The following is a 15,095-nucleotide window of genomic DNA, read 5'->3' on the forward strand; positions in this document are numbered from 1 at the left end:
ATGTCTTTCGCTGCAAAAATGCTTTCTATATGTAGCAGAAAGTACGGTGAATTACATCTATGAGAGTAGTAGCAGGAGAACGCAAAGGAATGCCCTTAAAGGCTGTTGCGGGGAGTACAACAAGACCTACAACAGACAAGGTAAAAGAATCCATCTTTAATATAATCGGTCCCTTTTTTGATGGAGGAACAGCACTCGATTTATTTGCTGGAAGTGGCGGTTTAGGAATTGAATCGCTTAGTCGAGGTGTAGAACATGCTGTCTTCATTGAAAAAGACGTAAAAGCCTATCAGGTATTACAGGAAAATATCAAGAAGTGTCGTTATGAAGATTGTTCAGAGCTTTTTCGCATTGATGCAAAGCGTGCTGTGAAAGCGCTGTTAAAGCGTGATATTACATTTAATCTTGTATTTTTAGATCCGCCTTATCATCATAAAGAATACTATGATTTAGTACAGGTGCTTGTCGAGCATGATAAAGTACAACGCAATGGTATTATTTTATGTGAACATGCAAAAGAGGTAGAATTGCCTTCTAGCTTTGGTGCTTTTCTATTACAGAGACAAGAAACATATGGCGGAACGATTATTTCGGTTTATCGTTGTGCTGGGGAAGAGGGAGAGTAAGTTGGAGAAAGTTGCTGTTGTTCCTGGAAGTTTTGATCCTGTTACATTTGGTCATTTAGATATTATCAAGCGTGCTGCAGATGTTTTTGATGTGGTTTATGTGGCAGTGTTAAACAATTCATCCAAGCATCCATTATTTTCTGTAGATGAACGGATGTCATTAATGGCGGAAGTTACAAAGGACTTGCCGAATGTCAGAATCGAGAGTTCATCTGGTCTTCTGATTGACTATGCAAAAGAAAAGAATGCGAAAGCCATTGTTCGTGGATTACGAGCAGTTTCGGATTTTGAATACGAAATGCAAATTACTTCGATGAACCGTTTTCTAGATGAAACGATTGAAACATTTTTTATTATGACAAAAAATCAATATTCGTTCTTAAGCTCTAGCATTGTTAAAGAGGTAGCGAAATACGGAAGCGATGTCCGTGAGTTGGTTCCAGCTTGTGTTGAACGAGCTTTAAAGGAAAAATATGGTTTTGCTAAATAATCTGTAGACTATAGACGGACTTGAAAAAATTCGAGTCCATTCTATAGTCTTTTTTATATACAACCATTTTACGCGGCTTAAGCAAGGAAAATTCAGAATTGTTTGGGTGACTGGCACTATAGTAAGAAAAAAGCAGCATAAATTGTTGGCACAATGATTATGCTAAGAAGGCGAAATTTGATGTAAGGTCTGACAGAAAGTTTGGCTGATTTTGCAATAACAAAAATTTGCAAATGAATACTTATGCTTTGCATTGTCAACATTATGACAACGAGTAATGATAAATACGGGAAATCAGAAAACTCAGTAACTGTCATTTTTAATCCGTTTGTTACTTCAAGAATCGCGGCGATAGCAAGCTCAACTGTTTGTGGAATAGCAGGTAACATTTTATCTAATCCTTGTTGTAATATGGTTTGAATGGTTGTGAAAAAAATGATGGTTGTGCCAACTAATAGAATGGTTGGTGCCGTTTCTTTTATGCTCTCTGAAAATGGGGCTGTATATAAGACGGTATTGTGTACAGAAATGGTAGGAGGGTCGGTTTTACGAAATAAAAAATAACCAACTACTAAGCAACAAATATTAAAACTATGTAGTAAACATAAAAACAGCCAACCAAACGTATTACTGTTTAATAAATCAAGGCTGACAAAACCTAGTACGAAAAGAGGGCTTGGGGCATGACAAACGGCAAGTAAAAAGTTCGCCTCTTTTAAGTGTAATTGTCCACTATTTTTTAAATAGACAATAGTTGTGGCTCCTGTCGGGTACCCACCAAGTGCGCTAATAAGATAGGCTTGTACGTATAGAGAAATTCGTTTTGTTTTTGCACGCATAGGAGCGGTTAAACGAAGTAACCATTGCGTTAAAATAAGATAAGGCAATAAATAAGGGAATAACGCCTCCATAAAAAGATTTAATCCTAAATCGGTACCACTATGAGCAGTTTGTGGGAACAACAAGAGTAATAGGATAAGAAGTATGCAGAGCGCTATTTGAATTGTCGCAAACATGATATCATCTCGTTTCAACTTTTTGTCATTCACATAGGCAAATGCTAAAATCAATATATGTAAAAAAGGCAAAAACATGAACTAATAGTTTTGCGTGCGTCTTAGGAGGTGTCCATTCGATGAAGAAAAAAATTGGTCTTTATGCAGTGTTTTTAGTCGCGCTTTGTTTTTTTATGTTATACCGACTAGACGCGTATATTATGAAGCCTGGAAGTGCATACGATGTTAGTAAATTTGTCACTGTCGCCAATAATCATTCTGATGAGGCGGGTTCGATGAGTTTAATGACAGTTGCTATGCAACAAGCTACACCGTTTTCGTATCTCTGGGCGAAAACACAAAAATATGAAAAAATAATGGATATTAAACAAGTAAGAAATCCATTAGAGGATGACGAAGAATATAATGTTCGTCAACTGAAATTAATGTCAGATTCTCAATTCAATGCAAAATATGTAGCTTTTCAAAGAGCGGGCCTAGAGGCGAAAATACATTTCAATGGCGTATTTGTATTAAATGTTTTAGATGGTGGCGCTTCAGATGGATTATTAAAAGCTGGGGATGAAATAACGAAAGTGGATGGTATCGAAATTACGAATCAACAAATGCTTGTGGAGCTTTTATCCAAAAAACAACTCGGCGATAAAGTGACGATTCAGTTTTTACGCGATAAAAAGGAACAACAAGAAACCATTGCCTTGAAAGAAATTCCGCAAGCAGAGGAAAAGCGAGCTGGGTTAGGGATTACTTATGCGGAGAGTAAATCGATTGAAACTAATCCAAATGTTACGATGAAAACCGAAGATATTGGCGGACCTTCCGCGGGGCTTATGTTTACACTAGAAATATTAAATCAATTAATTGATGAGGATTTAACAAAAGGCTATGCTGTGGCTGGAACTGGTGAAATGTTAATCGATGGTTCTGTTGGGCGTATTGGTGGTATTGACTACAAAATTATTGCAGCCGATCGTGACGGTATGGAAATATTTTTTGCACCTGATGATGAGATTACACCTGAAATGAAAGCGAAATATCCTGAGTTAGAATCGAACTATACGACGGCTGTCAAAACGGCTAAAGAAATTGGGACGAAAATGAAAATTGTCCCTGTGAAAACAGTCGATGATGCGATTGCTTATTTAAAACAGCTAGCACCAAAATAATGTGATATTTTAACTTGTCAAACTGAAAAAGTGTTAGATTGCTGACAATCAATCTAACACTTTTTACTATGTTGTCGATGTCCGCAACGACGATGCTATCAGCTTGGCATAGGATAGCCGTAACTGTCGCTGTTGCGTCTAATATTATGTGCTGTTCTCGCAGAAGTCATTGTCTTAAGCTATCAGCAACTAGGGCGCGCATTAAAGGGCATTAGCGTAATAATGACAGATGACCTTATTATTATATAAAAAGTGATACTCCAGCCCCTTCCAAGGAGCTTAAGGTGTCCTCTCCCACGGTAGTAGCTATCAATATTGATAAGTTAGGCCGTCTCGTTAAAATCGTATCGGCGGCATTTGATAATCTTTTGGTAATGTAGCCTGCTGTGAGCCTAGTTCAATACTAGAACTATAAACTTCAGCAGCATGTATATCTACTGCTAGCATCGCATCATTCGTAGAGGCAACTCGGCTTATTAAAGGCAATGTGAAATCCTTTTTATGTACGCCTAAGTAAGCTTGCCCTTTTGTACTCATACCGAGTAAGCGAATTGTTGAAGGCGCTTGAAAGCTTTTTAGTTGCTCTTTTGTAAAACCAGTATAAATATGTGTTAGCATGCGTTGTAGACGTGTCCATGTATAGCGTTTAGATTTAATTTTCTCCATAAAACTACTAAAGGAGTTACTTGTTTTAGCTGCTTTTAGTAGCGCATGTTCAATACCTTCTGTAACTTCTGCATAGCGTGTTAACTCGCTTGCACTATGTCTTATAAGGGTAAACTGTAGGAGCGGCCAAAAAGCCTCCCAACTAGCGAATTTCTTGTATTGTAAAATCCAATCTTGTAAATAATGAAAAGATGCATCCGGCAGTACTTCTTGCACACTTTGTAAAGATCCTGTCGAAGCGAGCGCTTTGCGAATTCCAGTTGCGCTTGCTATCGATGCCCCTTCCTGTAGTGCATCGTGATATCCTGCTGCTATACGAGGAATGGTTAAAGGCTTAATTTTGCTCCCTAACATCATAGCTGCTTCAATATAATGGAATCCGAGTATGTTGTTCGGTTGTGCTAAATCAATGTATGGTGCAGGGAACTTTTGAGAAAGCTGTTCATAGGCGTAATGTAAGCTTTTAGGATAGCTAACACCTGTTTGCACACTTTCTTTAATAAGCGAGTTGTATTCAGTACGGTGTTGCGAAATTAACTGATAGGTGTTCAAAAAGGGCTGAATGGAACCATCTTCACTACCAAAGGCAAATGCATCACAGCGGATTGCCGACAATAATGAAATCGCCCCCTTTGCGAAATCAGTTGCAGGTGCGGTACTATAGACATACGGTAGCTCAATAACAATATCCACACCGCTAGCGAGTGCCATTTTTGTACGTGTCCATTTATCTACCATGGCAGGTTCACCGCGCTGCAAAAATGTCCCGCTCATCACAGCGATTGCTATATCCGCTTGCGCTACTTTTTTTGCCTGTTCCAAATGATAAGCATGTCCATTATGAAAAGGATTGTATTCAACAACAATGCCGACTGCTTTCACATGTAAAACCCCCTTTATTTATATTTTTCTCGCATCTTGATTTTGACCAGCCAAGATGCTACAAATAGTGTTACAGTGCCTCTATCTGAAATTTTGCTTATAGCTACTGATGATTTACTGTCGGTTACGACAAGAGGCTAAATACAAATTAGATGTACTTAATTATAGGTGGGTTTTCGAGTGGTGACAAGAAATTATCTTGACATCTATTTTTACACATTATATAATCAACAGTGTTGTCTCGAGGTGATTAAACGAATGAAATGGTCAATTCATCAATTATCTAAATACCGTCAAGACGGAATGCCGATCGATACCCATGTCCAATTGGATGAGGTGATGGAGCGAAACCAGGATATTCGAGCAATTTCGCCCGTTCATGTAAAAGGGCTATGTACATTCGGTGCATCGCAAATGACTTGTCAGCTAACTGTGACAGCAACGTTAACACTACCTTGTGCTCGCACATGGGAAGATGTTGAGTTTCCTATCGAAGTTGAGACAGTTGAAATATTCAGCTGGATTGACGAAGAAAAAAGAGGGGAAGATGACGGTGATATTCACTATCTTGATGGTGAAGTAATCGACATGAAGCCAGTTATTGAGGAGCTAGTGCTTCTTGAGGTACCATTGCAAGTATTCAAAGAGAATACCGAAGGACAAGTGCAAGGTGGTAAAAATTGGTCTTACGCAACAGATGAAGACGTGGCGCTTCACAAAAAAACTGACGAACCAAAAGTGGATCCAAGACTAGCTGCTTTAGCTAAGTATTTTGATCAAACAGACGAATAGACGATCTGTAAGGAGGTGCCATCAATGGCTGTACCATTTAGAAGAACTTCTAAAACTGCAAAAAGAAAGCGTCGTACGCATTTCAAACTATCTGTACCTGGTATGGTAGCTTGCCCAAACTGTGGTGAAGCAAAATTATCACACCGTGTTTGCAAAGCTTGCGGACAATACAAAGGTAAAGAAGTAGTAAGCAAATAATACAGTGTTTGCTCACTTAAAAGGCTAGTAAAGAGACCATGGCTCTTTACTAGCCTTTTTGTTTGCTTGAAATAACAGAATTTTTCATAAATATTTTAAATTTATATAGTGCTATAACAATAGTGTGATACAATTTATTTAGCTTGCTTCAGTGAGGTTTCGAACGATTGCTGAATAAGTGATAAGGTATTAGCAAACGTTATACATTTTCAGAGGGTCTTTTCAAGTGGGCTCCGATTTAGCCGACGTATAATGGATGGGGACAAAGGGGGAACTATAGTGGCTTATAGTATTGATAATCAAGATGGGATCATGACATTTACCATAAACCGTGAAGAAAAGCGTAATGCTGTGAATGATGAGGTAATGAATGGTCTTCGAGAAGTAATTACATATATACAAAATCATGACGATGTGCGTTTTTTAGTCGTGACAGGAGCGGGGGAAAAATCTTTTTGTTCAGGAGGGGATTTATCAGAATTTCATTCTCTTGAAACTGAAGATGAAGCCTTTGGAATGTTAAGTAAGATGGGGGAAATCTTATATGATCTTGCTACATTACCCGTACCGACGATAGCACTGATTAATGGGACTGCTGTAGGCGGTGGCTGCGAGATTGCCACTGCTTGTGATTTTCGTTTAGTGGCTAGCCATGCTAAATGTGGCTTTATTCAAGGGACATTAGCAATTACAAGTGGCTGGGGTGGTGGAACCTACTTATTTGAACGAGGTTTACGCCATGACCGAGCAATGAAGATGCTAGTGGATGCAAAGCCATATCCGGCTGATTTACTATATGAGATTGGTTGGGCAATGCGTGTATTTGAAGGATCGAAGGAACTTGCTTTGAATGAGTTTATTGAACATATGCGCAAAATACATCCTTCCGTGCACAAAGCGTATAAAGAAATTGAACTTCGTAAATGGCGAGAGCGTAATATGTATGAGCGCGTTATGGAGGAAGTTCGCACATGTGCAAAATTATGGGAAAGTGAAGCGCATCACGAGGCAGTTAATAATTTTCTAACAAAAAAGAACAGTAAGTAGTGTATAGTGGCAGTGATTAGCTCGAAACATAATCACTGTCTTTTTTCGTCCTGTGATTCTATTTTGCCTGGTAACGCATATAGTAGTAAAAAATGTGAGGGTGATAGATTATGGAACTGAAAAAAAGAAAAGATCAATGGACAAAGGAAGACGATGAAAGATTAGCAGAAATTGTCTTGCATAATGTGCAAAACGGTAAAACGCAGTTAGAGGCATTTGAAATGGCTGCTAATGAGCTTGGACGTACAAAACAAGCATGTGGTTTTCGTTGGAATAAAACATTACGTGGGCAATATAGTCAATCGCTTTTAGCTGTTCGCAATCAACCTCAACAATCTATGCGAAGCCATTTAAAATTAGCGTTAACGAGTTTTGATGAATTAACGGAAGCTTATCAAAATCTTGAAATTAAACATCGTGAATTACAAAACGAGCATGAAAAGCTAGTGAAATGGTTACAGCAAGGTTATTCGTTAATGAAAGATTAACATTTTGAAAGAAAAATGCCTATTAGTAGAGATGGCTGATTAGCGACAGTGCTTATAAGAAAATGAAGCTAAAGAAATCAAGGTGTAAACGCAAATGTTGACTATATGTTTACCTTCATTGTATGAAAACAACCATTATTGTATCGTAATTACCAACCAATCTTGTATAATAGAAACACCTGCAAAGGAGGTGTCTCAGAGGTATTTCTGAGGCACCTCCTTCTATAGCGTAAGGCAAAGTAATGATTGTGTTATGATAGGACGAGTGTAGTAAATGTTGGAAAAGTGTTGATTGGCTTTGTCAATTTAGGCTGTTTAAAAGTTTGCTTTTACTGTTAGATAGCCTCTTTTCATTAAGTGGAGGTGGCGAACATTGTGAATGTAGTAGTTATTGGAGCTGGAGCAGTAGACCAGCTAATGGCTAGTTTCCTGGCAGAAGCTCATATGCACGTAACGTTAGTGGTGAGAAGACAGGAACAAGCACATGAACTTCAATTAAAGCGCTTAACGAGGGTTCAGTTAGATGGAACGCAGACAGTGCATCAAATTGCTTCTACAGTAGAGTTGAAGACGATATCGAAACCCGATTTGATTATAATAGCAGTTAAATATCGGCAACTACAAAATATTTATAAACAATTATTAGATGTTCCAAAAGAAGTGCCATTGCTATTTGTGCAAAATGGTTTAGCGCATTTCGATGAAGCTTTACGTTTACCGCAGCAAACGATAGCCTTTTGCTCGGTTTCTTTTGGTGCCCAAATAATTAATTTAACTACAGTCCAGCATAGAGGGATGGGTCTATGTAAAATAGGGATAGCGCGTGGGAACGATGGAATATTTCATCAGTTGCTACAGATGCAAAATCCTTTATGCCCAATAGAAATGGTTGAAAATGCCGAACAAATGCTTTTTGAAAAAGCTGTATTGAACTGTCTGATTAATCCATTAACGGCTATATTGCAAATAAAGAACGGTGAGTTATTAACAAATAAGCATGCGTTCTTTTTAATGCATACCATATATCAAGAGTTAGGAGAGGCCTTTGTAGACATGCAACAGACAATTCCATTTTCAGCAGTAATAACTTTGTGTGAAAAAACAGGGAAGAATACATCCTCGATGCTAGCTGATCGCATGCAGGGTAGAAAAAGCGAAGTTGACACGATTGTAGGGGCAGTTTTACAAAAAGCTTCAGCAAACGGTTATTCTTTACCTACTTTGCGAACTTTATATCACCAAGTTCTAGCGATGGAAGAGAGCGGTGAACAATATTGAAAGATATTTTACATATAGTCATAAGTGTTATTATTTTTTGTCCAATTCTGTTATTTGTAATTGTCTATGCTGTTAGTCGAAAGGTTAATATTAGAGGCACTCATGCATTTGGTGCCGCATCAGATGTCACGACGTTTTGGCTGTTTTTTTCTGTGCCATTGGCAATTGGTGCGCTGTGGGGAGTGAATGTGGGAGCTCTTTTAGTCATGCTAGCAATTGTGCTAGCGATTGTTTTTACATATGTTGATTGGCGTACGAAAAAGGAAATTGAAGTGAGGCCGCTATTGCGAAAAATTTGGCGTTTTTTATTTTTAGTACTTAGTACAGCGTATCTTTTAATTTGTCTAGTCGGTATGATTCAATCTGTTGTAGAATATTTACAATCTGTATAAGCATTTTCTTTTCATGTTGAAGACAGAAGGGGTAAAATAATAGCATTAAAAAATGTTTACAAGGAATACGATGATTTAGTGAGTAGAGGAGTTTGTGTTAAATGAAACTGGAGTCAATCCAAGTACCCGTAAAAAATCGTGTGCTAGCAGATTATTGGTCGCCAAATACTGCCATTCATGAGTTTTTTGAATATGAATACAATGATAAGTCGTTTGAAATGCGAGCGGAATATTTAGAACAGCGAGCAGGTGATCAAAAAGAGTTAACAGCAATAATTCGTCAGTTTATGGAGCCACTTGGCTTATCAGATAAAACGAATGAGCATTTGCAACAACTAGAGCAAGGAGCTGTTGCAGTTGTCGGTGGGCAACAAGCGGGTGTACTAACAGGCCCTCTTTACTCAGTTCATAAAGCAATTTCGGTCATAACATTAGCAAAAGAGCAAAGTGAAAAGCTTCAACGAGCAGTTGTGCCGATTTTTTGGATTGCTGGGGAAGATCATGACTTAGAGGAAATTAACCATACATTTACAATGCGGGATACGGATATAAAAAAGCGTGCGTATGGTGAGCGTTCAAGAAGAAAAACAATGGCTTCGACTACAAACTTAAACAAAGAAGCGATGACCCAATTAATTAATACGATCATCAAGGACTTTGGTGAAACAGCGCACACTGAAAGGTTGTTCAATCAACTTTTGGATGCGTTGAACGAGAGTGAAACATTTACTGATTTCTTTGCACGACTAATGAATACGCTGTTCAAAGACGAAGGTCTTCTAATGATTGATGCAGCCGATGTGAAATTCCGTCAATATGAACGTAACCATTTTGTTCAGCTCATTCATCATAGTAAAGAAATTGCAAGACTAGTAACAGAAAAAGAAGCTGCGTTGGACAGAGCGGGTTATGGTAAGCCGATATTAGCAACTGAAGATGCAGCTAATTTGTTCTATGTTAAAGATGGAGAGCGCTTTTTATTAGAAAGACGACAACATCAATTTGTTAATTTAGCAGCAAATATTAAACTTTCGCAAGAAGAGCTTTTAACGATGGCACAGCAACATCCAGAGAATTTGAGTAATAATGTTGTTACGCGTCCGTTAATGCAGGAAATGACGATACCAGTATTAGCATTTGTTGGTGGACCTGGTGAGCTTGCATACTGGGCGACATTAAAGGATGCGTTTGCTGTATTAGGTTTACAAATGCCAATTTTTGCGCCACGTCTTAATATTACGATTATTACGCGCCATGTAGATCAACTATTACGTGAATATCATTTAACGGTTGAAGATATATGGAATGGTAAAGCAATCGCTTTAAAGGAGCAATTTATTGCTGAAGTGCAAGATGCTGAAGCGAAGCGTCAAATTTTAGACATGCAACAACTGCTTTTAGAAAAATACGCTACACTTGAGCGCTATTTTGCAGAACAACAAATATCATTAGATAAAATACTTGAAAAAAACAAAGAAAATCATGTTAGACAGTTTGAGTATTTACAACAAAAAGTAGAACAAACAGTGCTAAGTAAGCATGAAACGACTATTCGAAAATTTATGACACTTCAAAATGAGCTGTATCCAAATGATGGGTTCCAAGAGCGTTCTTATAATCCGTATCAATATATAAATGAGTTTGGACCTACGTTAATTGAAGAAATGTTGAAGAAAACATACAATATTGGAAATCACCACTATTTCCTTTATTTGTAATATCACAAACGTATGCCTTTAGGGCTATTAAAAGCTAGGGTGTAAACGTAGATTTGAAGGAATCTGTCGGTTTTGCAGGAAAAAAGAGAGCTATCCTACTAAGGGTAGTTCTTTTTTTATGCCCTTTAGCACAAAATGAAAATTTGTCTAAAGGTCTAAACACACATATGAGATGAAATTGTCAAGTTTTTTTTAAAAAAAGTGGAGGAAAGTGGGGCGATGTGGTACATTATTTAATAAAGTGGGGTGACTAGCATGTTCATGGGAGAATATCAACACTCTGTTGACGCGAAAGGACGATTAATCGTGCCCGCAAAATTTCGTGAAGCCTTAGGTGAAACCTTTGTTGTGACACGCGGACTTGATAATTGTTTGTTTGGCTATCCTATGGATGAATGGCGAAAACTCGAAGAAAAATTAAAAGGTTTACCGATGACAAAGAAAGATACTCGTGCTTTTGCGAGGTTCTTCTTTTCAGGTGCGACGGAAGTAGAAATAGACAAGCAAGGTCGTATTAATATTCCTTCAACACTTATGCAACATGCTCATTTAATAAAAGAATGTGTTGTGCTAGGTGTCTCGAATCGAATTGAGATATGGGCAAAAGATGCTTGGGAAACTTATTTTGCGGAGTCTGAACAATCTTTTAATGAAATTGCAGAAAATATGATTGGCTTTGATTTTTAATTTTTGTATTAGACGTGAAAACGTCAACTGAAAAGGTTAAGGCCTGAGGGGAGCGATTGGTATGTTCGATCATACAACCGTGCTATTAAAAGAAACTGTTGATGGGTTGAACATCGATCCTGATGGTGTATATGTGGACTGTACGCTTGGTGGAGCAGGACACAGTGAATATTTAGTACAACAATTATCTGATAAAGGTCGTCTCATTTGTTTTGACCAAGATACGACGGCTATTGAAAATGCGAAAATTCGATTAGCTGCTTATTTAGAGCGTGTTACATTTGTTCATTCGAATTTCCGTTATTTAAAAGAAGAGCTACTAGCACTTGGTATACAAGAAGTAGATGGCATTTTATATGATTTAGGCGTTTCTTCTCCGCAATTAGATACGCCAGAGCGTGGTTTTAGTTATCATCATGATGCACCACTCGATATGCGCATGGATCAGACGGCAGCGCTTACAGCATATCATGTCGTGAATGACTGGGCATACGAAGATTTAGTTCGTATTTTCTTCCGTTATGGGGAAGAAAAATTTTCGAAGCAAGTTGCTCGTAAAATTGAAGAGGCTCGTAAAACAGCTCCAATTGAAACAACAGGACAGCTTGTAGAACTTATTAAAGAGGGTATACCAGCAGCGGCTCGCCGTAAAGGTGGACATCCTGCGAAGCGCATATTTCAAGCAATTCGAATTGCTGTGAATGACGAGCTAGGCGCAGCGGAGGATTCGTTAGTCGATGCGATTGATATGATTAATGTAGGTGGCCGTATTAGTGTTATTACATTCCATTCATTGGAAGACCGCCTATGCAAGACTATTTTTAAAGAAGCGTCATCTTTACCGGAATTACCACCAAATTTACCTGTAATTCCTGATGACATGAAGCCAACTTTAAAGCTTATATCTAGAAAGCCGATTCTACCTTCTGAGGAAGAATTAGCAGTTAACAATCGAGCTCGTTCAGCGAAGCTTAGAGTGGTGGAGAAAATTAACGACAAAGGGCGTGAGTAAATGGCAGCAGTACGTGTAAGGCAGCACCAACAGCAACATGTGCAACAACCGATAACACCACCTAGTCCACAACCCACTATCATACGTCGTAAAAAAACGAACCAGAAGTTTGAAAAAATGATGCTACTAGCTTTAGTAAGTATCATCATTGTATTGTCAGTGTTAGTTTTGAATAATCAAGCAGCGATTCAAACGACAAGCATGGATATTCAAAAAATCGAAGCAGAAGCAGATGAGATTGCAAAACAGAATGTTGACTTAACAGTTCGTGTAAGTGAACTTTCTACATACGAAAATATATGGAAAAAAGCAAAAGAACTCGGTTTAACTCAAAATGAGAAAAATGTAAAGGTAGTGCCGGGAGAATGAAAAAAAAGAGATTTCGATTCCAATGGGGAGCCTTTCTATTACTAGTTTTTTATGGAGGGCTCTTTTTTCTATTATTCACGCGAATGATTACATTACAGGCGACAGGTGAAGCAGAAGGACAAGCGCTCGCTGCAAAAGCAGCGGCTAAATATAACAAAGAAAGTGCAATCACAGCAAACCGAGGCAAAATTTTTGATAGAAATGGACAAGTTATAGCTGAAGATACGCTTAGTTATCGACTAATTGCCGTAGTTAGTGATAAGGCTACTACAGATGAAAAGAGACCCCATCATGTTGTAGACCCTGAAAAAACGGCAGAAATCTTAAGTGAATATATCAAAATGGATAAAGAGGATATTTATAAAAGGCTAACGAAGCTCCGCAGTGATGGAACTTTGCCATATCAGGTGGAGTTTGGTGTGGCAGGTAGAGGCATTAACCATGAAGTCATGAGCAAAATTAAAGAAGAAAAATTACCTGGGATATTGTTTGTTAGCGATTTAAAACGCTATTATCCGAATGGTGTTTTTGCTTCACATTTAATTGGTTTTGCTCTGAAACAGGACAATAAGGACGGCACCGTAACGACGAAAGGGAAAATGGGGTTAGAACTTACCTATGATAAGGAGTTAACGGGTGTTAATGGCAAAGTAAAATATCAAACCGATGCCTTTAGTTACTTATTACCAAACAGTGAAAAAATGGTGACACCTGCAAAAGATGGCGATAATATCTTTTTAACTATTGATAAAACGATTCAAAGTTTCGTAGAGGATGCTATGACGCAAGTTGAGAAAGAATATAATCCCGAGTCAATGATTGTCGTTGTAGCTGAACCGAAAACAGGGAAAATATTAGCGATGTCACAGCGTCCAACTTTTAATCCAGATACACGTGAAAGTACGAATATGAAATGGCTTAATGCTGTGATTGAAGAAACCATTGAACCAGGTTCGACGATGAAGACATTCACGCTTGCTTCTGCCATCGATACTGGTAAATGGGCACCGTCTGAAAGATTTATGTCTGGGCAATATACAGTGTATGATCGTACAATTCGAGATCATAACCAAGTAGGTTGGGGCAAAATTACGTATCTAGAAGGTTTTCAACGTTCATCTAATACAGCAATGGCCAATTTATTAAAAAGTATTGGTGATGATGTATTTGTTGATTACTTAGGGAAATTCGGTTTTGGTAAGAAAACAGGCATTGATTTACCGAATGAAGCAACGGGTACAATTTTATCGAAGTATCCAATTCAACGCGTGACAACGACGTATGGGCAAGGTTCAACCGTGACACCGATACAGCTTATCCAAGCGATGACAGCGATTGCGAATGACGGTAAGATGATGCAGCCGTACGTTATCGATAAGATTGTAGATTCATCAACTGGTGAAATTATCCAACAACATGAGCCGGAAGAAAAAGGTCAACCAGTGTCAGCAGATACAGCAAAACAAGTACGTGAAATTCTTGCTTCGACATTAACATCAGAGTTTGGGACAGCGAAGGACTTTATCCTTGATGAATACCAAGTAGCTGGTAAAACGGGTACAGCCCAGATACCAAAGGCAAACGGAACCTATTCATGGGGAGCCAATCAGTTCTTGTATTCATTCCTAGGAATGGCGCCATATGATGATCCGCAACTCATTATGTATGTGTCGGTGGAAAAACCAAAGCTTAAAGGTGAGCTAGGTTCTGTACCAGTTTCCAAAATATTTAAGCCAGTTATGCAAAATAGTTTAAAACATTTAAATATTAGCCCTGCTGATGTTCAGCATGTCAATCATACAGCTATACAAGATTATACTGGTCAGCATGCAGAAGCTATTCAAGTTGAACTGGCGAACGATGGATTAAATCCAGTAATTGTTGGAGCTGGAGGAGAAGTTTTAGAACAATATCCGAAAAGCGGCCAAAAACTTGTCAAAGGTAGTTTTGTCTTTTTGAAAACAGCAGGGGATATTGCATTGCCAAACTTTACAAACTGGTCATTACGTAATCTATTAGTTTTTAAATCCATGTCAGGTCTAGAAATTGAAGTTGTTGGAGAGGGCTTTGCAGTCAGTCAAAGTGTATCTGCAGGTACCGTAATTTCAGATAGTGCGCCAATTGTAGTGAAGTTGAAAACACCTGCTGAAAGCTTTGTACAAGATGTTGAAGCGCCGTCTGAAGGAGAAATTGAACAGGTAGATGATGAATAGCCATTGAATAGAAGTCCACTTTATTTCATACGTTGTAAAAAACAAGGTGTGATGT

General features: G+C 38.3%; 16 protein-coding genes. 14 read left to right on the top strand and 2 right to left on the bottom strand.

Features of this window, described 5'->3' with window-relative positions; genetic code table 11:
• Nucleotides 1-59: 59 nt before the first annotated feature.
• Together rsmD and coaD are read left to right on the top strand one after the other, a co-directional pair.
• Nucleotides 60-626 (top strand): 16S rRNA (guanine(966)-N(2))-methyltransferase RsmD, encoded by a 567-nt coding sequence (gene rsmD, locus LO754_RS04145; protein ID WP_024362159.1) that lies wholly within the window; start codon nt 60-62, stop codon nt 624-626.
• A complete protein-coding gene (coaD, locus tag LO754_RS04150; protein WP_069510287.1) occupies nt 574-1,116 on the top strand; it encodes a pantetheine-phosphate adenylyltransferase in 543 nt (180 codons plus the stop codon). Before rsmD ends, coaD begins: the two co-directional genes overlap by 53 nt.
• 116 nt (nt 1,117-1,232) lie before the next feature.
• Here coaD and LO754_RS04155 read toward each other — a convergent pair whose 3' ends face one another.
• Nucleotides 1,233-2,132 (bottom strand): hypothetical protein, encoded by a 900-nt coding sequence (locus tag LO754_RS04155; protein WP_227665412.1) that lies wholly within the window; start codon nt 2,130-2,132, stop codon nt 1,233-1,235.
• A gap of 119 nt (nt 2,133-2,251) precedes the next feature.
• Between LO754_RS04155 and LO754_RS04160 the strand changes: the two genes are divergently transcribed.
• Entirely contained in the window at nt 2,252-3,298 is a 1,047-nt protein-coding gene (locus LO754_RS04160; RefSeq protein ID WP_231785671.1) for a SepM family pheromone-processing serine protease, read from the top strand.
• 336 nt (nt 3,299-3,634) lie between these two features.
• Here LO754_RS04160 and LO754_RS04165 read toward each other — a convergent pair whose 3' ends face one another.
• The gene (locus LO754_RS04165) at nt 3,635-4,846 is read right to left on the bottom strand and encodes a nucleotidyltransferase (RefSeq protein WP_108029489.1); all 1,212 of its coding nucleotides are present in this window, start codon (nt 4,844-4,846) and stop codon (nt 3,635-3,637) included.
• Nucleotides 4,847-5,104: 258 nt separating this feature from the next.
• Here LO754_RS04165 and LO754_RS04170 point away from each other — a divergent pair, with 258 nt between their 5' ends.
• The 11 genes from LO754_RS04170 (at nt 5,105) to LO754_RS04220 (ending at nt 15,040) form a co-directional block, all read left to right on the top strand.
• Nucleotides 5,105-5,638, top strand: coding sequence for a YceD family protein (locus LO754_RS04170; protein WP_231785672.1), 534 nt, complete (start codon nt 5,105-5,107; stop codon nt 5,636-5,638).
• Nucleotides 5,639-5,662: 24 nt separating this feature from the next.
• Complete coding sequence (gene rpmF / locus LO754_RS04175; protein ID WP_010858320.1) at nt 5,663-5,836, top strand: 50S ribosomal protein L32; 174 nt, start codon at nt 5,663-5,665, stop codon at nt 5,834-5,836.
• 279 nt (nt 5,837-6,115) lie between these two features.
• Complete coding sequence (locus LO754_RS04180) at nt 6,116-6,883, top strand: enoyl-CoA hydratase/isomerase family protein (protein WP_024362153.1); 768 nt, start codon at nt 6,116-6,118, stop codon at nt 6,881-6,883.
• A gap of 110 nt (nt 6,884-6,993) precedes the next feature.
• A complete protein-coding gene (locus LO754_RS04185) occupies nt 6,994-7,371 on the top strand; it encodes a transcriptional regulator (RefSeq protein WP_024362152.1) in 378 nt (125 codons plus the stop codon).
• Between the two features lie 375 nt (nt 7,372-7,746).
• Complete coding sequence (locus LO754_RS04190; protein ID WP_231785673.1) at nt 7,747-8,649, top strand: 2-dehydropantoate 2-reductase; 903 nt, start codon at nt 7,747-7,749, stop codon at nt 8,647-8,649.
• The gene (locus tag LO754_RS04195; protein ID WP_024362150.1) at nt 8,646-9,041 is read left to right on the top strand and encodes a DUF3397 domain-containing protein; all 396 of its coding nucleotides are present in this window, start codon (nt 8,646-8,648) and stop codon (nt 9,039-9,041) included. Before LO754_RS04190 ends, LO754_RS04195 begins: the two co-directional genes overlap by 4 nt.
• A 101-nt stretch (nt 9,042-9,142) precedes the next feature.
• Nucleotides 9,143-10,759 (top strand): bacillithiol biosynthesis cysteine-adding enzyme BshC, encoded by a 1,617-nt coding sequence (gene bshC / locus LO754_RS04200; RefSeq protein WP_231785674.1) that lies wholly within the window; start codon nt 9,143-9,145, stop codon nt 10,757-10,759.
• A gap of 255 nt (nt 10,760-11,014) precedes the next feature.
• Nucleotides 11,015-11,446 carry a division/cell wall cluster transcriptional repressor MraZ gene (gene mraZ, locus LO754_RS04205; RefSeq protein ID WP_024362148.1) on the top strand — a complete coding sequence of 144 codons (432 nt, stop codon included), beginning with the start codon at nt 11,015-11,017 and terminating at the stop codon, nt 11,444-11,446.
• Nucleotides 11,447-11,507: 61 nt separating this feature from the next.
• Nucleotides 11,508-12,458 carry a 16S rRNA (cytosine(1402)-N(4))-methyltransferase RsmH gene (gene rsmH, locus LO754_RS04210; protein ID WP_024362147.1) on the top strand — a complete coding sequence of 317 codons (951 nt, stop codon included), beginning with the start codon at nt 11,508-11,510 and terminating at the stop codon, nt 12,456-12,458.
• On the top strand, nt 12,459-12,827 hold the full coding sequence (gene ftsL / locus LO754_RS04215) for a cell division protein FtsL (protein WP_024362146.1): 369 nt from the start codon (nt 12,459-12,461) through the stop codon (nt 12,825-12,827). It abuts the gene before it with no gap.
• Nucleotides 12,824-15,040 carry a penicillin-binding protein gene (locus LO754_RS04220; protein ID WP_231785675.1) on the top strand — a complete coding sequence of 739 codons (2,217 nt, stop codon included), beginning with the start codon at nt 12,824-12,826 and terminating at the stop codon, nt 15,038-15,040. Before ftsL ends, LO754_RS04220 begins: the two co-directional genes overlap by 4 nt.
• Nucleotides 15,041-15,095: the final 55 nt, after the last annotated feature.

Origin of the sequence: Lysinibacillus sp. GJ-1 (assembly GCF_021166035.1) — a bacterium.
GTDB lineage: Bacteria > Bacillota > Bacilli > Bacillales_A > Planococcaceae > Lysinibacillus > Lysinibacillus sphaericus.